Below are 6,181 nucleotides of genomic sequence, written 5' to 3'. Positions count from 1 at the left end.
AACCTCACCCCTAACCCCTCTCCTTCAGAGATGGGAACTTTTGGGCTCAAAAAGGCCCATCTCTGAAGGAGAGGGGTTAGGGGTGAGGTCTTTCACAGAATAATATTTGGCTATGAAAACTTTTCGGACAGCTTCATTAGTTACTCTTCAAGTTTACGTGATAAACTATCTATATTATTTCAAATTATTTTGGATAACGTTATTGACAAACTCAGGCGAAACATCCGCTAGTTTAGCTGTTTGCTCAATACTCAATCCCATTTCTAAGGCATTGTTAATAGTTTCAATATTTTTTTTATTAATTGCCTCTTTAATTTTTCTACTTTCAGCTTTTACAGCCTCAGCATTTCTAGCTATTAATATCTCAAGAGATGCTTTTTCATCTGGAGTCATTTTTCTGCTATCCAATTCATCAATAGCAATTTTCAACCATTCTTCATCCCAAAATTGAGGGAATTGAGTTGGTTTTGTAACTGTATGTATCGTTTTCATGGTATATATCAGTTTTTCTAAATCCGTTTGACAATCAGACTCTTGTAAAACAAATTTATCTAATTCTACTGTAATAAATGTCATTTGTTCATCAAAAAGTTCACCTTGTTCATTTCTTAGATTAGCAGCTGAATGAAATTGAGGGTAAGGGAAAATATTGTTTGCTAAAATAGCAACACAGTAGATTTTAGTAAGCGTTCCATAATCAAATTTTCCTCGTTTTACCATTGCATTGAATTTATGCAATGCGTAAAATTTCATACGTTGTACAAAATATGGAGCTTCACCATATTGCATTTCTACGATAAAATGATTGTTGTTTTCATCGATACAAGCTAAATCAAAAATTCCACTTCTTCCATCTTGGGAAATTCCCTCAAAAGTATTTTTATCGAAGGTTACTTCTTTTATTGGAATAGTAGATTTTATTAATGCTTGTAAAGCTTTCCGTAAAAAAAGTGTATTAGCTTCATTTCCAAAAGTTACCTTAAATCCATAGTCCGAGATTATAGGGATAAAAATTTGCTCATTAGTGTAAAACGTTTCCATTGTATAAGAATTATGTTTTGTAGAAAATAACAATTTAAGTATTTGTAATGAACTAATTTACGAAATTAATTTGAGACTTAACAAACATCTTAATCTCGAAGAGATGATATAATTATAGAACTATTTTTGAAGCTATTTACTCTATTCACTAAACATAAAGTGGTATAAACACTGATGGCATGACTCCAAGTCATGCCATCAGTAAATGTTAATAAGTTATATACCTTACAAACTATTTAACACATAAACGCCTCCTTTAGTAGTTTGAAAATCATAAGCATCAAATGCTTTGGCTTTTTTCAACGTTGATTTCCCTGCTAATTTCAATTGATTAGGCGTTTTAATACTGCAAATTCCACCTATTGATGAACGGATAACTAATTGAGTTACCTGTTTATTTTTCCAAGTAATATCTACTTCAAAACCTCCGCGAGCTTTCATTCCTTTGATTTCGCCATCTTGCCAATCGTCTGGAATAGCAGGTAAAATGTTAATTAAACCATCTTGACTTTGGATAATCATTTCTGAAATACCAGAAGTACCACCAAAATTACCATCAATTTGGAATGGAGGATGCGCACAGAATAAATTTGGATAAGTACCACCACCTTTGTTGTAATTAGTACCTTCCATACCCGTTAGTTTCAATAGTTCACGCACTAATTTATAGGCATGATTACCGTCGTGTAGCCTAGCCCAAAAGTTTATCTTCCAAGACTTACTCCAACCTGTGCCGTCATCACCTCTAATTTCCAAGGTCTTTTTAGCTGCGTTGGCAAACTCAGGCGTACGAAGCGGTGAAATTTGGCGACTAGGGTGCAAGGCAAACAAATGCGAAACATGACGATGCTGTGGTTCTACATCTTCCCAATCTTTATACCATTCTTGTAAATTGCCTTTTTTGCCAATATGTAAAGGGAATAGTTTTGCTTTCTTTGCAATCAATTCTTTTCTGAAATCAGCATCAATGCCTAATTTCTCTGATGCTTCGATAGTATTGGTAAACAAATCCCAGATAATACCCATATCCATGGTAGAAGCGATAGAAACTGAGCCTTTTTCTCCTTTTTCAGTAATAAAAACGTTTTCTGGTGACGTAGAGGGTGCCGTCACTAAATATCCGTTTTTGTCTTCAATGAGCCAATCTTCACAGAAAATCGCCGCTCCTTTCATTAAGGGATAAGCTGTATTTTGCAAGTAGTTTTTATCACCAGTAAAAGCATAATGTTCCCAAAGGTGTTGACTTAGCCATGCACCACCCATTGCCCAGTTGGCCCACGAAGGCGACCCTTTGCCTTTGTCACCCACAGGATTAGATAAAGCCCAAATGTCTGAATTATGGTGCACCGTCCAGCCACGGGCATTATAAAAATTCTTGGTGGTTTCTTTTCCTGTTTTAGCCATGTAGCCAATCCATTTTAATAATGGCGTATGCAATTCAGATAAATTACACATCTCAACCATCCAATAATTCATTTGAGTGTTGATATTGGTAGTGAAATTGCTACTCCAAGGTGGACGAACCGAGTTATTCCAAATGCCTTGAAGGTTGGCAGGTATGCCATCAGGACGAGAACAAGAAATCAATAAATAACGACCAAATTGGAAATAAAGGCTTTCTAAGGCAGAATCTTTACCACCATTAGCATACTGTATCAATCGTTCGTCGGTTGGTAAATCTACAGTAGGGTTTCCATTCAAAGAGAAGCTCACACGTTTGAAATATTTCTGATAATCTGCTATGTGTGCTTTTTTGATGGCATCTACGCTGAGTGGCAATGATGCTTTGAGGTATTTATCTGCAATGGCTTTTTCATCTTTTCCATCCGAATCAGGACATTTATCGAAACCATTGAAACTACTTCCTACTGAAATAATCAATACGGCTTCGCTAGCGTCTGAAATAGTGATGCCTTCAGCAGTAGTGGTTGCTTTGCCATCTGTCGATTTAACTTTAATTCTCCAGTCAAAACGAACACCTCCGCACCCTGTAGAGTCTTTATAAATAACAGGTACAGCATTGTAACCTACATAATTAGGGTCGGCATGTGCAGGAGTTTTACCTCTAACAACTAATTCATTTGCCCCTAAAACAGACTTTTGAATAGGGTGTGGCGAAGTAGTAGAAGCGGTAAAATTTAATGCTCCTTTTGTACTAGCTTTCAAGCGAATAACCATCACTTGTGCAGGTGCTGACACAAAAAACTCACGCGTAAATTCTGTATCACCTACTTTAAAACGTGTACTGGCAGTAGCTTCAGCAATATTTAAATCTCTGTAATAATTGCTTACTTCTCCTTTTAAATCTTGTTTCAAAAGCAAATCTCCAAGTGGTTGATAAGCCTCTGAATAAAGTCCTTGTAATTTATGCGTAAGTTGTTCTCCTTTTTTATAGTCTTCATTAAAAAGAGCTTCTCTTACCTGTTGAAGATACTTTGGTGCTTCTGGATTGGGATTTGGATTAATAGGCTTCCCTGACCAAAGTGTTTGTTCGTTGAGCTGAATCAATTCGTTGGAAGGTCTTCCGAAAATCATTGCTCCAATACGCCCATTACCTATAGGCAAGGCTTCATTCCAATTCCGAGCAGGTTGTTTGTACCAAAGCGTAAGATTCTTTTGGGCAAAAGAGCTCACCGACGATAACAAAAGCGCAAAAACAAAATACGTTTTTTTCATAATTTATTACTTTGAGAGATATTTGTTTAATTGTGAGTTAGTTGTGAATGAGTGAATTGTGAGTTAGTGATTGAGTGAAATTTTAATTATGATTGAGTGAGTTCTTAATTGTACATTAGAAGAGTGGATTCAAACTTATTGTAATAATTCACTAACTCACAATTCACTCATTCACAACTAAATCTTCACTAACTATCAATTAATACATTTTCTTCAGCCCTTCCCATCGTACTTTCCATTTACCATTTTTAGGTATTCCAGGATTAACTGTTTTACAACCGTCATACCCTGCACACATCATGGCTACTGCTGATAGTAAGCCACCATTCCCTGGTAAATACAAACGCAAGCGAGCATCTTGATAATTATGTCCGTTTGGCAAATAGGTATTTGTTCTGATGTCCATCATGAGGGCATCCACCGCTTTTTCAGGCTGTCCTAATCTAGTAGCAGTCATGGCTACCATCGGGAAATCCCAACCCCAAGTATCATCCCAATGCCATATTTTCCATACTTTATCGAAAGTGCTTTGCATTGTAGTCATGTTTAACATCGTACTGGCAGGCAACATTCCTAAGGTACAAAGAACACTCGGATGGTCGGTTAAAAACACTGGATTGGTATAAGAATCCTTAGCGCTTTCTGTGGCTAAATACACCCCGTCTTGTACTGGTAGGGGAGATAGTTTTTTCAGTACATCATCATATTTAGCATTTCTTTTCAATCCTAAACGTTCTCGCCAAACCTGTGCTGTCGTCAAGGCCCACTGCCAATAAGCCAACTCGTATGTCGGATTAAAAGTCTCTTCGGGTTTAAATCGCTCTTGAGCAGGAATTACTCCTTTGCCCAAAATATACCGACCTTTTTCAGCATCGAAATAAGCATACGACGCCATAAAGTCGGCTGTTTTAAACACTAAATCTTTATATTTTTCTAAAGTGGCTTTATCTAAGTGTTTACGATAAGCCAATTCTGCAAACGTAATAAAATGGGGCTGTTGCCAAAGTAAATAAGCTCCTACCGACGATGGTGCTTCTTTCCCATCTGGGTCAGTCATTTTTTGCCAACGGACACCTTCAAAACCTTGTCTCTCTGCAATAATTCTAGCTTCTGGTTCTACTTTTTTGTACCAAGCCATGCTTTTTTCAAGCAAATCGGTTCTGTTCCATAAAGCAAAATGAACACCATGCCACCAGTGCATTTCTAAATGCGGTTTGCCAAACCAAGAATTATAAGTCAAGCCTGTCTCTTGTGGAGGCTCGTTGTTTGCACACTGTATTTTGGTAAGATATTGCGAAAGAATGATTCTTCGCTCCAACTCTTTTGCCCTTGGGTCGGTACTTCCTGCGAAGTCCACGACTCCCCCAGTACTCCAAAAAGTTCTCCAAGCTGTTTTTGTACTCAATAAAGTGTTAGTAAAATTTGGAATAGTTTCTTTCGGAAGCTTTTCAGAGAACAATACACTAAATTCAAGCGTATTTTCTTTCGTATCTGGACTCACCACAAAATAATGGGCTTCGCTTTGCAATACATTTGATGTTTGGGTACTTTCTATCTTGATAAAGTATTCAGTATCATCTAGTTGATGTTTAAAAACGAATGATTTGTCAGTCGAAAGTACTAAAGAAGACTGATGCTTATCTGCATTTTTCCAGTTATTCCCTTCATCTGTAAATTGGTTGGTTGGGTAGGGCAGACGTAAACGGTATTTTAGCTGACCAGTTTTTAATAATTCAGACTGCACTTTTACTGAAATCAAATCTTTTTGTTGGTGAGCAACCGTAATCACTTTTACGGGAACTCCTTCTACCGCAAATTGACTGGTGATTTCGCCTGTGTAGACATTGAGTGTTTGATGAATATTGGTTAAATCTTTTGGTTTTACGCTAGAACCATCTTTTTTGAAGAGTTCAAAGCCTAGGTTGCCCAATTGTAAACGATGTGGGTTTTGGCGTAGGAAATTATTAGCAGCCTTGGCGCGCTCACTATTTGAGGCCTGTACGGCATACGGTATTTTTCTACCATGAGAATTAATTTCTTTAAAGGTTTCTTCTATTTTGTAGTTTTCTGTATTTGGGTAGCGATGCCAGCCCCAAACAGATTGAGTACCCAACGAAATCCCTTTGGCATAAAAGTCAGGAAAAGTCTGTAAACCAGTGATGTCGGTAGTGAAAGCAAAATCTCCATTGCCTACAGACAATGAGGCCAGCGTGTCAATTTTAGATAGTACAACCGTGTGGCGTTGAACCAAAGCCTTTCTGTCGATTTTACCTTGTGCAAAAGTATGTTGGACAAGTAAAGCGTAAATGCAAATGAAAAATAGTTTTAGGTTTTTCATAGACTAGATAGTTGAGAATTGTGGATTAATGAATTTTAAATAATTTTCCCGCTGATTCACGGAGATAACAACCCGCAGATTTTGGAGATTTTTATTTATCTGCGTAAATCAGCAATAGCAATCAGT

At 37.2% G+C, this 6,181-nt stretch carries 3 protein-coding genes; all 3 read right to left on the bottom strand.

Features of this window, described 5'->3' with window-relative positions; all coding sequences use genetic code 11:
• Positions 1-174: 174 nt before the first annotated feature.
• Positions 175-1,074: an Rpn family recombination-promoting nuclease/putative transposase gene (locus AC07XN_RS10945; protein ID WP_494743089.1), complete on the bottom strand. Its 900-nt coding sequence runs from the start codon at positions 1,072-1,074 to the stop codon at positions 175-177.
• Between the two features lie 192 nt (positions 1,075-1,266).
• On the bottom strand, positions 1,267-3,717 hold the full coding sequence (locus AC07XN_RS10940; protein WP_494743088.1) for a glycoside hydrolase family 95 protein: 2,451 nt from the start codon (positions 3,715-3,717) through the stop codon (positions 1,267-1,269).
• A 199-nt stretch (positions 3,718-3,916) separates the two neighbouring features.
• The gene (locus tag AC07XN_RS10935; protein ID WP_494743087.1) at positions 3,917-6,055 is read right to left on the bottom strand and encodes a hypothetical protein; all 2,139 of its coding nucleotides are present in this window, start codon (positions 6,053-6,055) and stop codon (positions 3,917-3,919) included.
• Between the last annotated feature and the right edge of the window lie 126 nt (positions 6,056-6,181).

Source organism: Arcicella sp. GW458-12-2-14-TSB2 (assembly GCF_059423785.1).
Note: the sequence above shows the minus strand (reverse complement) of the source record. Positions and strands in the feature narration are given on the sequence as shown.

Coding starts and splice junctions, on each gene's coding strand:
- AC07XN_RS10935 (WP_494743087.1), bottom strand. CDS start 6,055: ATGAAAAACCTAAAACTATTTTTCATTTGCATTTACGCTTTACTTGTC.
- AC07XN_RS10940 (WP_494743088.1), bottom strand. CDS start 3,717: ATGAAAAAAACGTATTTTGTTTTTGCGCTTTTGTTATCGTCGGTGAGC.